Origin of the sequence: Aminobacter niigataensis (assembly GCF_014200015.1) — a bacterium.
GTDB lineage: Bacteria > Pseudomonadota > Alphaproteobacteria > Rhizobiales > Rhizobiaceae > Aminobacter > Aminobacter niigataensis.
Genome location: NZ_JACHOT010000002.1, coordinates 407,550 through 422,335, shown reverse-complemented (window position 1 = coordinate 422,335; position 14,786 = coordinate 407,550). Strand labels below are relative to the sequence as shown.

The 14,786-nt window shown below is 65.1% G+C and carries 15 protein-coding genes; 11 read left to right on the top strand and 4 right to left on the bottom strand.

Going from position 1 to position 14,786, the window contains the following annotated elements; genetic code table 11:
* Window position 1: 1 nt before the first annotated feature.
* The 5 genes from GGQ99_RS11920 to GGQ99_RS11900 all read left to right on the top strand — a co-directional run bounded on the left by GGQ99_RS11920 (window position 2) and on the right by GGQ99_RS11900 (window position 4,491).
* Complete coding sequence (locus tag GGQ99_RS11920; RefSeq protein ID WP_108606536.1) at window positions 2-802, top strand: inositol monophosphatase family protein; 801 nt, start codon at window positions 2-4, stop codon at window positions 800-802.
* A gap of 72 nt (window positions 803-874) precedes the next feature.
* Window positions 875-1,564 (top strand): PAQR family membrane homeostasis protein TrhA, encoded by a 690-nt coding sequence (trhA, locus tag GGQ99_RS11915; RefSeq protein ID WP_108606537.1) that lies wholly within the window; start codon window positions 875-877, stop codon window positions 1,562-1,564.
* Between the two features lie 194 nt (window positions 1,565-1,758).
* Complete coding sequence (locus tag GGQ99_RS11910; RefSeq protein ID WP_183262705.1) at window positions 1,759-2,778, top strand: MotA/TolQ/ExbB proton channel family protein; 1,020 nt, start codon at window positions 1,759-1,761, stop codon at window positions 2,776-2,778.
* Window positions 2,779-3,810 (top strand): peptidoglycan -binding protein, encoded by a 1,032-nt coding sequence (locus GGQ99_RS11905; protein WP_183262704.1) that lies wholly within the window; start codon window positions 2,779-2,781, stop codon window positions 3,808-3,810.
* A 279-nt stretch (window positions 3,811-4,089) separates the two neighbouring features.
* Complete coding sequence (locus GGQ99_RS11900) at window positions 4,090-4,491, top strand: hypothetical protein (RefSeq protein WP_183262703.1); 402 nt, start codon at window positions 4,090-4,092, stop codon at window positions 4,489-4,491.
* Between the two features lie 62 nt (window positions 4,492-4,553).
* Here GGQ99_RS11900 and GGQ99_RS11895 read toward each other — a convergent pair whose 3' ends face one another.
* On the bottom strand, window positions 4,554-4,907 hold the full coding sequence (locus GGQ99_RS11895) for a DUF1304 domain-containing protein (RefSeq protein ID WP_183262702.1): 354 nt from the start codon (window positions 4,905-4,907) through the stop codon (window positions 4,554-4,556).
* Between the two features lie 137 nt (window positions 4,908-5,044).
* On the opposite strand from GGQ99_RS11895, the gene GGQ99_RS11890 reads away from it, so the two are divergent.
* The 3 genes from GGQ99_RS11890 (at window position 5,045) to GGQ99_RS11880 (ending at window position 9,112) form a co-directional block, all read left to right on the top strand.
* The gene (locus tag GGQ99_RS11890) at window positions 5,045-6,529 is read left to right on the top strand and encodes a carboxypeptidase M32 (protein ID WP_183262701.1); all 1,485 of its coding nucleotides are present in this window, start codon (window positions 5,045-5,047) and stop codon (window positions 6,527-6,529) included.
* Between the two features lie 142 nt (window positions 6,530-6,671).
* Window positions 6,672-8,327: an FAD-binding dehydrogenase gene (locus GGQ99_RS11885; RefSeq protein WP_183262700.1), complete on the top strand. Its 1,656-nt coding sequence runs from the start codon at window positions 6,672-6,674 to the stop codon at window positions 8,325-8,327.
* 95 nt (window positions 8,328-8,422) lie between these two features.
* Window positions 8,423-9,112 (top strand): nitroreductase family protein, encoded by a 690-nt coding sequence (locus tag GGQ99_RS11880; RefSeq protein ID WP_183262699.1) that lies wholly within the window; start codon window positions 8,423-8,425, stop codon window positions 9,110-9,112.
* A gap of 45 nt (window positions 9,113-9,157) precedes the next feature.
* Here GGQ99_RS11880 and GGQ99_RS11875 read toward each other — a convergent pair whose 3' ends face one another.
* Window positions 9,158-10,963 carry an ABC transporter transmembrane domain-containing protein gene (locus GGQ99_RS11875; protein WP_183262698.1) on the bottom strand — a complete coding sequence of 602 codons (1,806 nt, stop codon included), beginning with the start codon at window positions 10,961-10,963 and terminating at the stop codon, window positions 9,158-9,160.
* 188 nt (window positions 10,964-11,151) lie between these two features.
* Between GGQ99_RS11875 and rpmE the strand changes: the two genes are divergently transcribed.
* Window positions 11,152-11,373, top strand: a complete 222-nt coding sequence (gene rpmE, locus GGQ99_RS11870; protein ID WP_108609677.1) for a 50S ribosomal protein L31 — start codon at window positions 11,152-11,154, stop codon at window positions 11,371-11,373.
* Between the two features lie 227 nt (window positions 11,374-11,600).
* Here rpmE and GGQ99_RS11865 read toward each other — a convergent pair whose 3' ends face one another.
* Window positions 11,601-12,227: a TetR/AcrR family transcriptional regulator gene (locus GGQ99_RS11865; RefSeq protein WP_183262697.1), complete on the bottom strand. Its 627-nt coding sequence runs from the start codon at window positions 12,225-12,227 to the stop codon at window positions 11,601-11,603.
* Window positions 12,228-12,325: 98 nt separating this feature from the next.
* Here GGQ99_RS11865 and GGQ99_RS11860 point away from each other — a divergent pair, with 98 nt between their 5' ends.
* Complete coding sequence (locus GGQ99_RS11860; RefSeq protein ID WP_183262696.1) at window positions 12,326-13,171, top strand: NAD(P)H-binding protein; 846 nt, start codon at window positions 12,326-12,328, stop codon at window positions 13,169-13,171.
* Window positions 13,168-13,659 carry an anthrone oxygenase family protein gene (locus GGQ99_RS11855; RefSeq protein ID WP_183262695.1) on the top strand — a complete coding sequence of 164 codons (492 nt, stop codon included), beginning with the start codon at window positions 13,168-13,170 and terminating at the stop codon, window positions 13,657-13,659. Before GGQ99_RS11860 ends, GGQ99_RS11855 begins: the two co-directional genes overlap by 4 nt.
* A gap of 45 nt (window positions 13,660-13,704) precedes the next feature.
* Here the strand turns inward: GGQ99_RS11855 and GGQ99_RS11850 are convergent, their stop codons facing one another.
* Window positions 13,705-14,781: a D-alanine--D-alanine ligase family protein gene (locus GGQ99_RS11850; RefSeq protein WP_183262694.1), complete on the bottom strand. Its 1,077-nt coding sequence runs from the start codon at window positions 14,779-14,781 to the stop codon at window positions 13,705-13,707.
* Between the last annotated feature and the right edge of the window lie 5 nt (window positions 14,782-14,786).

The following is a 14,786-nucleotide window of genomic DNA, read 5'->3' as shown; positions in this document are numbered from 1 at the left end:
AATGGCGCGTTCAGCGATCCTAAATGTCATGGTGCAGGCCGCCATGAAGGCCGGCCGCTCGCTGGCTCGCGACTTCGGCGAAGTGCAGAACCTGCAGGTCTCGCTCAAGGGACCTGGCGACTATGTCAGCCAGGCCGACCGCAAGGCGGAAGACATCCTGTTTGCCGAGCTGTCGAAGGCCCGCGCAGGTTATGGCTTCCTGATGGAAGAGCGTGGCGTGGTCGCCGGCGAGGACGACCAGCACCGCTGGATCGTCGACCCGCTCGACGGCACCACCAACTTCCTGCACGGCATTCCGGTGTTCTCGATCTCGATCGCGCTGGAACGCCAGGGCCAGATCGTCGCCGCGGTCGTTTACAACCCGGCGATGGACGAACTCTACACCGCCGAACGCGGTGGCGGTGCCTTCCTCAATGACCGCCGCCTGCGCGTCTCCGGCCGCACCAAGCTTTCCGACGCGGTCATCGGTTGTGGCGCACCGCATCTCGGCCGCGGCCATCATGGCAACTTCCTGCTCGAGCTGCGCAACGTCATGGGCGAGGTCGCGGGCATCCGCCGCCTCGGCTCGGCGGCGCTCGATCTCGCCTATGTCGCTGCCGGCCGCATGGACGGCTTCTGGGAGACGGCATTGTCGCCCTGGGACGTCGCAGCCGGCATCCTTCTCGTGCGCGAAGCCGGCGGCTTCGTCTCCGACGACAAGGGCGGCCAGGACATGCTCGATGGCGGCTCGATCGTCGTCGGCAACGAGACCATCCACCGCGCGCTGCTCAAGACCCTGAAGAAGCCGGTCACGCCGCGCTGATCCGCCGCGCAGCGCACTGCTTGCGCATCGTGCCTGCGCCTGCCCATATTAGGCAAGGCGCAGGGACGAGCGATGACGGACAATCTCCGCAAGCCTGAGACAGCTGTGCCCTTCATCGGGCGCTACAGCCATTCGCGCGCCGAACTCATCGCCGACGGCGTGGTCCACGCGATCGGCATCCTGCTCGCCGTCGCCGCCGGTTCGGTGCTGCTTTCGATCTCCGCATTCTACACCGCCACCGGCGAATATCTCGCCGCCGTGGTTTTCGTGGTGGCGCTGCTGACCGTGCTTTCGGTGTCGTGCGCCTACAATCTGTGGCCGATCTCGCCGGCCAAGTGGGTGCTGCGCCGCTTCGACCATGCCGGCATCTACCTGTTGATCGCCGCCACCTACACGCCGTTCCTGGCCCAACTCGAGGACCGCGTCACGGCAGGGTGGATGGCGGGTATCGTCTGGTCGGCGGCCATCGCCGGCATGGCGATCAAGCTTTTCCTGCCCGGCAGGCTCGACCGGCTGGCGGTCGCCTTCTATCTCGCCATGGGCTGGAGCGGCGTCGTCATCCTGCGCCCGCTGGTCGCAACACTGCCTTCGGCAACGCTGTGGCTGCTGTTTGCCGGCGGCATGGTCTATTCCTGCGGCGTGATCTTCTATGCCTGGCAGCGTCTGCGTTTCCAGAGTGCCCTATGGCACGGCTTCGTCGTCACCGGAGCGGGCCTTCACGTGGCGGCGATGATCGACCTTCTGGTGGTCGCGCGGCTGTGATCGCGGGACGATGCGCGCCACCAAGCGCAAGCGTCTTTCATTTTCGTCACATTTCCGCTTACAGTCGTGGTCCACTAACGCGTCGGTGCAACTAACAAAAGCACCATGCGTAGATTGAAAGCGGCGAAGCGTCCTTTGCGTGTCCGGATGGATGTGCGACGCTTTGGCCGCGCGGAACTGGAACCGGGGCGCCGATGTCATTCTTGAAATCTCTCGGAGTAGGCAGGGGCTCCGATGTGCTCAACTACGATCCGCATCGCCTGTCCAGTCCGCAGGTGTTCCTGCTGACGATGATGATCTTCCTGGCGATCGTCGCCTTCATAGCGGCAATCCTGACACGGCAGATTTCCAACGCCTTCGTCACCAATCCCGGCCTCAACGGGCTGATCATCGGCGTGCTTGTGGTCGGCATCGGCCTTGCCTTCGTCCAGGTCGGCCGCCTGTTTCGTGAAGTACGCTGGATCAACTCGTTCCGGGCCGGCTCGGAAGTCAACGAACCGGTGCTGCTGGCGCCGATGAAGGCGATGCTCGGCCGTTCGTCGTCGATGGCGTTCTCGACCAGTTCGATGCGGACGATGCTCGATTCGATCGCCACCCGCCTCGACGAAAGCCGCGACGTCTCGCGCTATCTCGTCGGCCTGCTCGTCTTTCTCGGCCTGCTCGGCACGTTCTGGGGCCTGCTCGAGACCATCGGTTCGATCGGCGACACTATCCAGTCGCTCGATCCCGGCACAGGCGATGCCGCCGCGGTGCTCGAAGCGCTGAAGGCGGGGCTCGCCGCGCCGCTGCAAGGCATGGGCACCGCGTTCTCGTCGTCGCTGTTCGGCTTGTCCGGCTCGCTGGTGCTGGGGTTCCTCGATCTCCAGGCCGGTCGCGCCCAGACGCGTTTCTACACCGAGCTGGAAAACTGGCTCTCGACAGTTGCCGACCTCTCCTCCGACATCGTCGTCGCCGATGCCAAGAACGGCTCGACGGACGAGATCCGGGCGCTCAGCGAGCGTTTGCGCAACATGCAGGAGCAGGGCGGGTCGAACCCACGCATCGCCGCTGCCATGGCCAGCCTCGCCGACGGGATTTCGGGCCTCGTCAAGAACATGCGCAGCGAACAGCAGATCATGCGCGACTGGGTCGAGGCGCAATCCGATGAGCAGAAGGCGATGCGCAGCACGCTCGAAAAGATCGCCGACGCCCTCAAGAAAGAGGGAGTCCACTAAGTGGCTCTTGCGCGTGGGCGGCGGGGCGACCGTCGCATCGACTATTGGCCGGGTTTCGTCGATGCGCTGTCGACGCTGCTTCTGGCCATCATGTTCCTGCTCTCGGTGTTCGTGCTGGCGCAGTTCCTGCTCAGCCGCGAAATCTCCGGCAAGGACGAGGTGCTGACCCGGCTCAATTCGCAGATCAACGAGCTGACGCAGCTGCTCGCGCTCGAAAAGTCCAATTCGCAGGACGTCGAGGACGCGCTCGCCAACCTTCAGGCATCGCTGTCGGCTGCGGAGAGCGAAAAGAGCCGGCTCGAACAGTTGTTGTCCCAGGGATCCGGTGCCGGCGCCGAGGCTACGGCGCGGATCGGTTCGCTGACCGGCGAACTCGACAGCGAACGCCAGATCAGCCAGCGCGCACTCAGCCAGGTCGAGCTGCTCAACCAGCAGATCGCCGCCCTGCGCCGGCAAATCGGTGCCCTCGAAGAGGCGCTCAACGCTTCAGAGACCCGTGACAAGGAATCCAACACCAAGATCGCTGATCTTGGCCGCCGCCTGAACGTGGCGCTGGCCCAGCGTGTGCAGGAACTCAACCGCTACCGCTCCGACTTCTTCGGCCGCCTGCGCGAGATCCTGTCCGACCGCGAAAACATCCGCATCGTCGGCGACCGTTTCGTGTTCCAGTCGGAAGTGCTGTTCCCGACGGGCTCCGAGCAGATCAACGAGGCAGGCCAGGGCGAGATGAAGAAGCTGGCCGATGCCATCCTCGAACTGCAGAAGGAAATCCCACCGGAGATCAACTGGGTGCTGCGCGTCGACGGCCACACCGACAACATCCCGCTGTCGGGCACCGGCCGCTATCGCGATAACTGGGAGCTTTCGTCGGCGCGCTCGACCTCGGTGGTGAAATTCCTGATCGAAAATGGCGTGCCGGCCAACCGACTGGTCGCGGCCGGCTTCGGCGAGTTCCAGCCGCTGGACGAAAGCGGCACCGATGAGGCGCGCTCCAGGAACCGACGCATCGAACTCAAGCTCACCGAGCGATAGGGCGGCACCCGCAACAACGGAACCGGGCGAACCCGGTCTCAATATTTCGTGTGCGAGAAGCCTGCCTCATCCGCGGCGGTGGTGCGGCATTGGCAGCGCGATTGTGGCGGCCAAGATTATCTTTTCTTAATTGGGCTTCCCGGCTGCGCGAACCTAGACTCCAGATGCAGTCCGGGAACCGCCGGCGACGACCTCCCGCCGCGACACGACGGAACTTGACGGGCTGCGATCGACGGGACGCCAGTTGTAACGCGACCCGCAAGTTCGGGAGACGCAATCATGCGCTCTTTGACCCTCAAGGCGGCGCTTGCCGCATTCCTCGTCTCGGCTCCTCTCGGCATCGCCTTCGCGGCACCCATGCACGAGCCGCATTTCCGTTCGTCGGACCATGACGACAGCGACGCACCTCCGCCCACGACCTATGTCACTGGCGGACAGCTGAGCGCCGTGCTCAACGATCTTCGCGACGCTGATGCGCGCATCCAGTCCGACCAGCACCTCAAGCTGATCACGCCGACAGAGGCACGCGGGCTGGAAGCGCAGGCGGCAACGATCCGCAAGGCGGCGGTTGCCGACTCAGTGCGCGACGGCGGCATGATCCCGGCAGGCGAATACCACCAGCTGATGGCGCGGATCTCAGGCCTGGACGATCAGGTTGGCCACGACGCCTTCCGCGGCTAGTCTCGTTACAGTCCTTGTCAGGCGCCTTCGGTGCAAGCTGGGGGCGCCTTTTTGGCGTCAGGCTACCAGCCGATCCAGAGGGCGGCGAGAGCCAGCACGGCCGGCACGGTCTGGATGTAGAGGATCTTGCGGCTGACGGTGGCCGCGCCATAAAGGCCGGCGATGGCGATGCAGAGCAGGAAGAATATCTTCACCTGGAAGCCTGCCTCGCCCAGCCACAGGCCCCAGATCAGGCCTGCGGCGAGAAATCCGTTGTAGAGCCCCTGGTTGGCGGCCAACACCTTGGAGGCCGTGGCGAAATCGGGCTTCAGGCCGAACGCCTTGTGGCCGCGCGGCGTGTCCCACAGCACCATTTCGAGATAGACGATGTAGAGGTGGATCAAGGCCACCAGCCCGACCAGGATGTTCGCAAGCATAGCCGTCCCCCTTCGATCTCCGGGATGACTTGAGCATGCCGGCTGCCGCACCGGCAAGTGGTGGACCAGCCGAACAGTCTTGCGAATGCGCGCGCTTTGGTATCCTCTCGCCGCGATTTTGAGACAGAGGAAGAGCCATGTCCTTCGCAAAACTTGACGAACTCGGCCGCAAGCTCGAAGCGCTGGAGCACGCGCTCGCCATTCTCGGCGCCGACGAGGCCACCCACATGGCGGTGGGCGGCGGCGCCAAGCGCGCCGAAGCGCTGTCGGCGCTCGCCGGCATGCATCATCGCCAGGCGACCGCACCCGAAATCGCCGATTGGATCGCCGCCGCCGAAGCGGAAACGCTCAACGACGAGCAGGCCGTGGCACTGCGGGAGTTCCGCCGCCAGTACACCAACATGACCTGCCTGCCGTCGGAGTTCGTCGAACGCCAGACCTCGGCGCGCCTGCGCTGTGAGCAGTTGTGGCGCGACCTGCGCGCCAAGAACGACTGGGCCGGATTCCAGCCGGCGCTGGAGGGCATAGTCACGCTGGTGCGCGAGGAGGCCGCCCTGCGTTCGGAAGCGCTTGGTCTCGCGCCCTACGATGCGCTGATGGAACAGTACGATCCCGGCAACCGCACCGCCGACATCACGCCCGTGTTCACCGACCTCAAGGCATTCCTCAGGGATTTCGTGCCAGAAGCACTGGCAGTGCAGCAAGAGCGCTGCGCCAAGAACCCGCCGCGTGCCCTGTCAGGCGTCTATGCCGTCGAGCGCCAGCGTGAGCTTGGTCTTGCGATGATGGGCGCCGTCGGTTTCGACCTCACTCGCGGTAGCCTGTCGGTGTCGCATCATCCGTTCTGCGGCGGCGTGCCGTCGGACGTGCGCATCACCACGCGCTACAAGACCTCCGACTTCCTCTCGGCACTGATGGGCGTGCTGCACGAGACCGGCCATGCGCTCTACGAGCAGAACCTGCCGGAAGCCTGGGCGCACTGGCCACTCGGCAAGGCGCGCGGCATGGCCGTGCACGAGAGCCAGAGCCTGTTCGTCGAAAAGCAGCTCGGCCGCAACCCGGCCTTCTGGCACTGGGCGCTGCCCATGGTCGAGCAGCATCTCGGCGAGCGTTGGACGATCAACGAGATCCTGCCCCACGTCCATCATGTCGAGCGCGGCCTGATCCGCGTCGACGCCGACGAGGTCACCTATCCGCTGCACGTCATCCTGCGCTACGAGCTGGAGCAGGAGCTCGTTTCGGGCCGCCTGGCTGTGTCCGACCTGCCCGAGGCATGGGACGCCAAGATGCGCGAGTATCTCGGACTGTCGACCATCGACAATCCGGCGGACGGGCCGATGCAGGACGTGCACTGGCCGAGCGGCGCCTTCGGCTATTTCCCGTCCTACACGCTGGGCGCGATGATGGCAGCGCAGCAATGGGCGGCCATCATCAAGGCGCATCCATCGGTCGACGACGAGATCGCGCGCGGCCACTTCGACACCGTCAACAACTGGCGCCACGACAAGATCTGGTCGCAGGCCTCGCTCTGGTCGACGCCGGACCTGCTCGAACGCGCCACGGGCGAGAAGCTAAATGCGGCGCATTTCACTGCGCATCTGAAAAAGCGCTACGGAGCATAATATCTCTGCTTCATCAGGCCTCCGCTTTGACACGGAGGCCTTTCATCTGCCGCAGCGGAACATCTGCGCCGCGACTTTCTGCTTGATCCTGAAAATCATTGCCCGAAACTCCCCGCAACACCAAAGACCTTGGGAGGGGCAGGTGGCGGATCATGCGGATGCGATCGTCATAGGCGGCGGGCTGGCCGGCCTTGTCGCCGCGGCCGAACTCGCCGACGCCGGCAAGCGCGTCATCATCCTCGAGCAGGAAGGCGAGAACTCGCTCGGCGGCCAGGCGTTCTGGTCGCTCGGTGGCCTGTTTTTCGTCGACAGCCCCGAGCAGCGCTGGATGCGGATCAAGGACAGCCGCGAACTCGCCTTGCAGGACTGGCTGGGTTCGGCGCAGTTCGACCGACCCGAAGACCACTGGCCGCGCAGGGTGGCCGAAGCCTTCATCGATTTCGCGGCCGGCGAGATGCGGCCCTGGCTGCATGCGCAGGGCATGCGCTGGTTTCCGGTCGTCGGCTGGGCCGAGCGTGGCGGCGCGGCAGCCCACGGCCACGGCAATTCGGTGCCGCGCTTCCATGTCACCTGGGGCACCGGGCCTGGCGTACTGGCGCCATTTTTGCGCCGCGTCCGCGAGCACGCGGCCGCCGGCCGAATCGCGCTCAAGTTCCGGCACCGGGCGAGCCGTCTCATCAAGACGGGCGGGGCCGTCAGCGGCGTTTCCGGCGAAATCCTGGAACCCTCCACCGTCGACCGCGGCCGGCAATCCGGCCGCACGGTGGCCGGCGCGTTCGAGTTCCACGCGGGCGCAGTGATTGTCACATCAGGCGGCATCGGCGGCGATCATGAGCTCGTGCGCAAGGCATGGCCCGCCGAGCGCCTCGGCCCTGCGCCGAAGAAGATGGTGGCCGGCGTGCCGCATCACGTCGACGGCCGCATGATCGCCATCACGGAAGCCGCCGGCGGCACCGTCATCAACCGTGACCGCATGTGGCACTACACCGAGGGTGTGACCAACTGGAACCCGATCTGGCCGAACCACGGCATCCGCATCCTGCCCGGGCCGTCGTCGATGTGGTTCGATGCGCTTGGCGAGCGGCTCGAGGCGCCGTTCCTGCCCGGCTTCGACACGCTGGGCACGCTCAGGCGCATCCTGTCCACCGGCCACGAATACTCATGGTTCGTCCTGACCCAGAAGATCATCAAGAAGGAGTTCGCGCTGTCAGGCTCCGAGCAGAATCCTGACTTGACCTCCGGGCGCTGGATCGAGGTGCTGAAGAGCCGCCGGGCCAAGGGCGCACCGCCGTCGGTCGAAGCCTTCAAACAGCATGGCGAGGATTTCGTCGTGCGCGACAACCTGCGTGATCTCGTTGCCGGCATGAACGCGCTTGCCGGGAACAGCCTGATCGACCATGACCGCCTCCACGCCCAGATCGCGGCGCGCGACCGCGAGATCGACAATCCGTTCTGCAAAGACGCCCAGGTCACCGCCATCCATGGGGCGCGGAAATATCTTGGCGACCGGCTGGTGCGCACGGCCAAGCCGCACAAGATCCTCGACCCTGCAAACGGCCCGCTGATCGCCGTGCGGCTCAACATGCTGACACGCAAGACGCTGGGCGGCCTGCACACCAATCTGGATGGCCAGGTGCTCGACGCCTCGGGCGAACCCGTTCCGGGTCTTTACGCTGCGGGCGAGGTCGCCGGCTTCGGCGGCGGCGGCTACCACGGCTACAATGCTCTGGAAGGCACCTTCCTCGGCGGCTGCATTTTCTCAGGCAGGAATGCGGGAAGGCATGTCGCTCGAGGCTGAGCCTTTCGCCAAAAGCTGGCACGGTACGGTCCATTGACGACACCAGCCATTTTCCCGAATGTCCACCGACACGATCAAGCAATGAGAACATCCCGATGACCGTTCAGTCCGCCCACAGCTACCGCACCGTTCCGCTGCCCGACTTCGAAGAGAAGCCGATCGAGGAGATGCGCGCCGGAGCCCAGGCGTTCTACGACGAGATCCGTACACGCCACACCGTGCGGGATTTCTCGACGCGGCCGGTGCCGCGCGACATCATTGAAACCTGCATCATGGCGGCCGGTACCGCGCCCAATGGCGCCAACCACCAGCCCTGGCATTTCGCCGTCATCGGCGATGCCGAGATCAAGCGCCAGATCCGCGAGGCGGCCGAGGTCGAGGAGCGCGCTTTCTATGAAGGCCGCGCCGGCGAGGAGTGGCTCAAGGCGCTGGCGCCGCTCGGCACCGATGCCTCCAAGCCGTTTCTGGAAGAGGCGCCGTGGCTGATCTGCATCTTCGGAGAGCGCAGGAGCCGATCGGCCGACGGCGTCACGCGCAAGAACTACTACGTGCCGGAATCGGTCAGCATCGCCACCGGCTTCCTGATCGCCGCACTCCACCGTGCCGGGCTTGCCACGCTCACGCACACGCCCAACCCGATGAGTTTCCTCAACCATATCTGCGGCCGCGATCCGCACGACAAGCCCTACATCCTGATGGTCGTCGGCTACCCCAAGGAAGGCGCCACCATCCCGGCCCATGCAATGGACAAGCGGCCATTGTCGGAGATTGCGACCTTCCTGTGAGGCGTTATTCCGCGGCGAACGAGCGAAGCGCCAAGGGCTTCCGAACTACTCCGCCGCCCCCTGGAAAGCGCCGGCGCCGGCATGGAACTGCAGCCTGGCGAGACGGGCATAGATGCCGCCCTTGGCGACCAGGCTCTGGTGCGTGCCTTCCTCGACGATTGCGCCGCCATCCATGACCAGGATGCGGTCGGCCTTCAGCACCGTCGCCAGCCTGTGGGCGATGACGATGGTGGTGCGGCCCTGCATCAGGTGTTCGAGCGCCGTCTGCACCTGCTTTTCGCTCTCGGCGTCGAGGGCCGAAGTTGCCTCGTCGAGCAGCAGGATCGGCGCGTCGCGCAGGATGGCGCGGGCGATGGCGATGCGCTGGCGCTGGCCGCCCGAGAGCGTCACACCACGCTCGCCTACTTGCGTTTCATAGCCGTCCTGCAGCTTTTCGATGAAACCGTCGGCCAGGGCCGCCTTGGCTGCGGCTTCGATCTCCGGACGCGATGCGCCGGGCCGGCCGAAGCCGATATTCTCGGCTGCCGTGCTGGCAAATACCGTCACGTCCTGGGGCACGATGGCGATGCGCTCGCGCACCGCCTGCGGATCGGCCTTTTGCAGGTCGACGCCGTCGATCAGCACGGAACCGTTCTCAGGGTCGTAGAAGCGCAGCAGAAGCGAAAACACGGTGCTCTTGCCGGCACCGGAAGGGCCGACGATGGCGACCGTTTCACCCGGCTTGACGACGAAGCTCAGCCCGTGCACGGCGGCGCGGTCCGGTCGGACCGGGTAGGAGAAGGTTACGTCGCGGAATTCGATCGCGCCGGTGCTCTTGGCGGGCAGGGCGACAGGCGAGGCCGGTGCGGCGACGGTTGGCTTTTCGGCCAGGATCTCGGTGATGCGCTCGGCGGCACCTGCAGCGGAACTCAGTTCGCCCCACACTTCCGACAGGCTGCCCAGCGCGCCGGCGGCGAAGACCGAATAGAGCAGGAACTGGCCGAGCGTGCCCGGCGACAGCGTGCCGTCGAGGACGTCGCGCGAGCCGAACCACAGCACCGCCACGACCGAGGCGAAGATGGTGAAGATGGCAAAGAAGGTCAGCACCGAACGCGCCAGCACCGAGGCACGGGCCGCGCTGAAGGCCGTTTCAACCGCGGCGGCAAACTTGCCTGTCACCAGCCGTTCGTTGGTGAAGGCCTGAAGCGTGCGGATCGCTCCGATCTGCTCACTGGCAAAGGCGGTGGCGTCGGCCAGCGTATCCTGCGCCGTGCGCGACTTGCGCCGCACCGAGCGGCCGAAGGCGACGAGCGGCAACACGATCAGCGGGATCGCCGCGATCACCAGGCCCGAAAGCTTTGGGCTGGTCACCACCATCATGGCGAGTGCGCCAAGGAAAAGGATGAGGTTGCGCAGAGCGACCGAGGCGGTGGCCCCGACGGCGGCCTTGATCTGGGTGGTGTCGGCGGTCAGCCGCGAGACGATCTCGCCCGACATTGCCGTGTCGAAGAAGGCCGGCGACAGGCTGGTGACGTGGGTGAAGACGTCGCGGCGGATGTCGGAGACGACGCGCTCGCCCAGCGTGATGACGAAAAAATAGCGGCAGGCTGAGGCCAGCGCGAGCAGGGCCGCGATCGCCACCAGCATGGCGAAATACTGGGCGATGAAGGTCGAATCGACCGAGGAGAAACCGTGGTCGATCATGCGGCGCACGGCGAGCGGCAGGGTCAGCGTGGTGACGGCGGCGGCAACCAGCGAAATGATGGCGCCGACGACAAGCCTGGGGTAGCGATAAAGATAGGGTGACAGGCGATTCAACGGGCGGAGCGAACGCCGGCGCTCTTCGTTGGCGGCCGTTGTCGTGTTCGCCATGATGTTTCCCTCTCGGCCGCGGCCCATTTGCCGGCTGCGCGGCCTTGTGATTCGAAATCGGCTGATGTATAGGCACGCCGACCGTTTCTGAAGCCTTGGCCTATCTAGCCGTGGCTTCGAATTTTCGAAAGAGGCGCATCGCCGCAGGATACCTGCGCAAGCCGCGCCGCGACAGCAGGAACAGAGCGATGAAAGCCGATATCCATCCCGACTACCACGCCATCAAGATCGTCATGACCAATGGCACCGAATACATGACCCGCTCCACCTGGGGCAAGGAAGGCGATACGATGAACCTCGATATCGATCCTACCACGCACCCGGCCTGGACCGGCGGCCAGCACAACCTGCTCGACCGCGGCGGTCGTCTGTCGAAGTTCAAGAAGCGCTACGAAGGCCTCGGCATCTAAGCCGACCTGTATCGCCGGCTATCAAGAACCCGCCCTCGTGGCGGGTTTTTTTGTTGTGCAAGTCAGCAGGCGCATGAAGACGGGCACGGCGTCGACGCCCTCCCTCCCCCTTGTGGGGAGGTATAAAGGGTGGGGTATGTCACCTCTTCTCGGTCTGCCGGCTGAATTGGTGAGCGCGAACTACCCCCAACCCGTACCCCTCCCCACAAGGGGGAGGGGAACCTCGTCTACAGCGCCGCGATCTCCCTCAGTGCCATCGTTTTGTAGTCGGCCACCAGCAGATCGCCTTCGGCGCGTTCGACAGATATGGCGAGCCGCATCGCCGATTCCCCCAGCGACATGATCAGGAACGCCTTGCGCTCGATTTCGGCCGCATCGACGGCGGGCGCGACGCGCCGCCACGCCTCGGCCAGAAGCGCGCCATTGGCCCTGGAGTCGCGCATGTCGATGTCGCGTAGCGCCTTGTCGGCCTGTGTTCCCGACCAGATGTCGCGCATCACCGGCTCGGCCAGGAAGATGCCGTAATAGACGTCGATCAGCCCGCCGAATGCTTCGATCAGGCCCTTCATGTCGCGCACTCCGGCAAGGCCGTCGGCGATGCAGGCGCGGCCTTCGGCGTTGTAGCGTTCGGCCAGGGTGCGGATGATTGCGCCCTTGTCGGGAAAATACTGGTAAAGCGAGCCGATCGATACGCTGGCGCGTTCGGCCACTTCCCCCATCCGCATGGCGTCGCTGCCGCCTTCCGAGATCAGCGCGCGTGCCGCTTGCAGCATGCGCTCGACGCGCTCCTGGCTGCGCTTCTGGCTCGGCGCGCGCCGCAGGGCCTGGCCTGAGTTGTCCTCAATCGCTTCCATGTTCTTTTGCCCGCAACGAATCCGCTTGACCTCCATAATATGAGGGTTTATCACATTTGCAAATGTGAGCATTGCTCACGTTAGAGAAGGAGGCCAAAATGACTGTAACCCAGCAAAGCATGAAGCCCATTCTGATCCTTGGCGGCACCGGCAAGACCGGCCGCCGCATCGCAGAACAGCTTGTCGCGCGCGACCTGCCCGTCCGCATCGGTTCGCGTGGCAGTACTCCGTCCTTCGATTGGGAAAACCGCGCCACCTGGGCCGGCGCGCTCGAGGGCGTCGGCGCGGTCTACGTGTCCTACTATCCCGACCTCGCGGCGCCGGGAGCCTCAGAGGCTGTTGGCACGTTCGCCGAGCTTGCCGTCGCCATGGGGGTCAAGCGCCTCGTACTCCTGTCCGGCCGCGGCGAGCCCGAGGCACAGCGGGCGGAGGAAATGGTCAAGCAGTCCGGCGCCGAATGGACGATCCTGCGCTGCAGCTGGTTCATGCAGAATTTCAGTGAGAGTTTCATGCTCGATGCGGTGCTGGCGGGCGAGGTGGCCTTGCCGGTGGGGGCAGTCCGTGAACCCTTCGTTGATGCCGACGACATCGCAGATGCGGCCGTCGCTGCCTTCACCGACAACCGCCATATCGGCCAGTTTTACGAACTCACCGGCCCGCGCTTCATGACCTTTGCCGAGGCCGTTGCAGACATTGCCGAGGCGGCCGGCCGCGAAATCCGTTTCGTCGAGCTGACCACCGAGCAGTTCGCTGCACGCCTTGCCGAACAGCAATTGCCCCAGGGTCTCATCGATCTCCTGATGATGCTGTTCACCGAAGTGCTGGATGGCCGCAACGAATATCTTACCGATGGCGTCGAGCGGGCGCTTGGCCGCCCGGCGCGCGATTTCCGCGACTATGCCAGCGCGGTCGCAGCAACCGGTATCTGGGGAGGCGCGAAATGACCGGCATGCTGTTTTCGGCGCTCACCTTCGCCGCCGTGCTCGGCAGCGGCATCGCCGCCGGCCTGTTCTTCATTTTCTCGAACACCATCATGGCATCGCTGGCGCGGCTGCCCGCCGCCCATGGCATTGCCGCCATGCAACAGGTCAACCTCACCATCATCAACCCGTTTTTCATGACGGTGTTCATGGGTATGGTGGCGATATCGCTGGCGCTTGCCGCCAAGGCGGTCCTCGGCTGGAGCGAGGCCGGTTCGGCCTGGTTGCTCGCTGGCAGCCTCGCCTATCTCCTGGGCTGCTTCCTGGTGACGATGGTCTTCAACGTGCCGCTCAACGACGCACTCGCCGCTACCGACCCGGCTAGCGCCGAGGGTGCTGCGCTATGGGCGCGCTATCTCGCCGAATGGCTGCCGTGGAACCACGTCCGCACGGTCGCCTGCCTGGCCTCGCTGGCGTCCTTTGCCATGGCCTTCTCGGCCGCCCGCGGATGAATTTGCGGGGCCAGCCGGAGGATCATCCTCCCGGTCGGCCCGCAATCACGCCTGGCGTCTGGCGCGGTCGATGGCATGCTCGATCAGCCGGCCGACGAGGTCGGGATAGGCAATGCCGCTGGCTCCGAGCGTCTTGGGGTACATGCTGATGTTGGTGAAGCCGGGGATGGTGTTGATCTCGTTGATCAGCGCCGAGCCGTCGGCGCGGACGAAGAAGTCGACCCGGGCCATGCCCTCGCAGCCGAGCGCGAGAAACCCTTTTCGCGACATGTCCTGAAGCTGCCGCGTCGCTGCTTCGGGAAGCTCAGCCGGTATGCGCAAGGCCGCGCCGTCGGCATCGATGTACTTTGCCTCATAGGTATAGAAACCGTGGCTGGCGGCTGGCGCGATCTCGCCCGGCAGCGAAACGGTCAGCGAACCGTCGAGGTTTTCAAGCACACCGAACTCGATCTCGCGGCCGTCGACGAACTCCTCGATCAGCACCTTGCGGTCGTGCTTGAACGCTTCGTCCAAAGCCGCCTTCAACTGCTCGGCGGTACCTGCCTTGCTGACGCCGACAGACGAACCCTGGCGTGCCGGCTTGACGAAAACCGGCAGGCCAAGTGCGGCGGCCACCGCGTCGAATTCCGGCTGCTCTCCGGCATGCACGGCAATTCCCCGCGCCACCGGTACGCCGGCCTCCTTCAGCAGCCGCTTGGCCGCGTCCTTGTCCATCGCGTTGGCGGATCCGAGCACGCCGCAGCCGACATAAGGCACGCCGGCGACTTCGGCCAGGCCCTGCACCGTTCCATCCTCGCCGAACGGGCCGTGCAACACCGGAAACAGCACGTCGATGCTGGGCAACTCGAACGGCGCCTCGCCTTCGGGAACGGCAACCAGCCGGCCCTTGCCGCCGGGCAAAAGGCTCACCTCGGTGCCACGCTCGGGCACGGCCTTGGGCAGCGCGCCGTCGCGGTCGAGTTCGGCCAGCAGCCACTTGCCCTGGCGGCTGACGCCGATCGGCACGACCTCATATCTGGAGGCGTCGATCGCCTTGACCACATTGCTTGCGGACATGATGGAAACGTCGTGTTCGGCGGAACGTCCGCCGAAGAGAACTGCAATGCGCGGTCTCGTGGTCATGAATG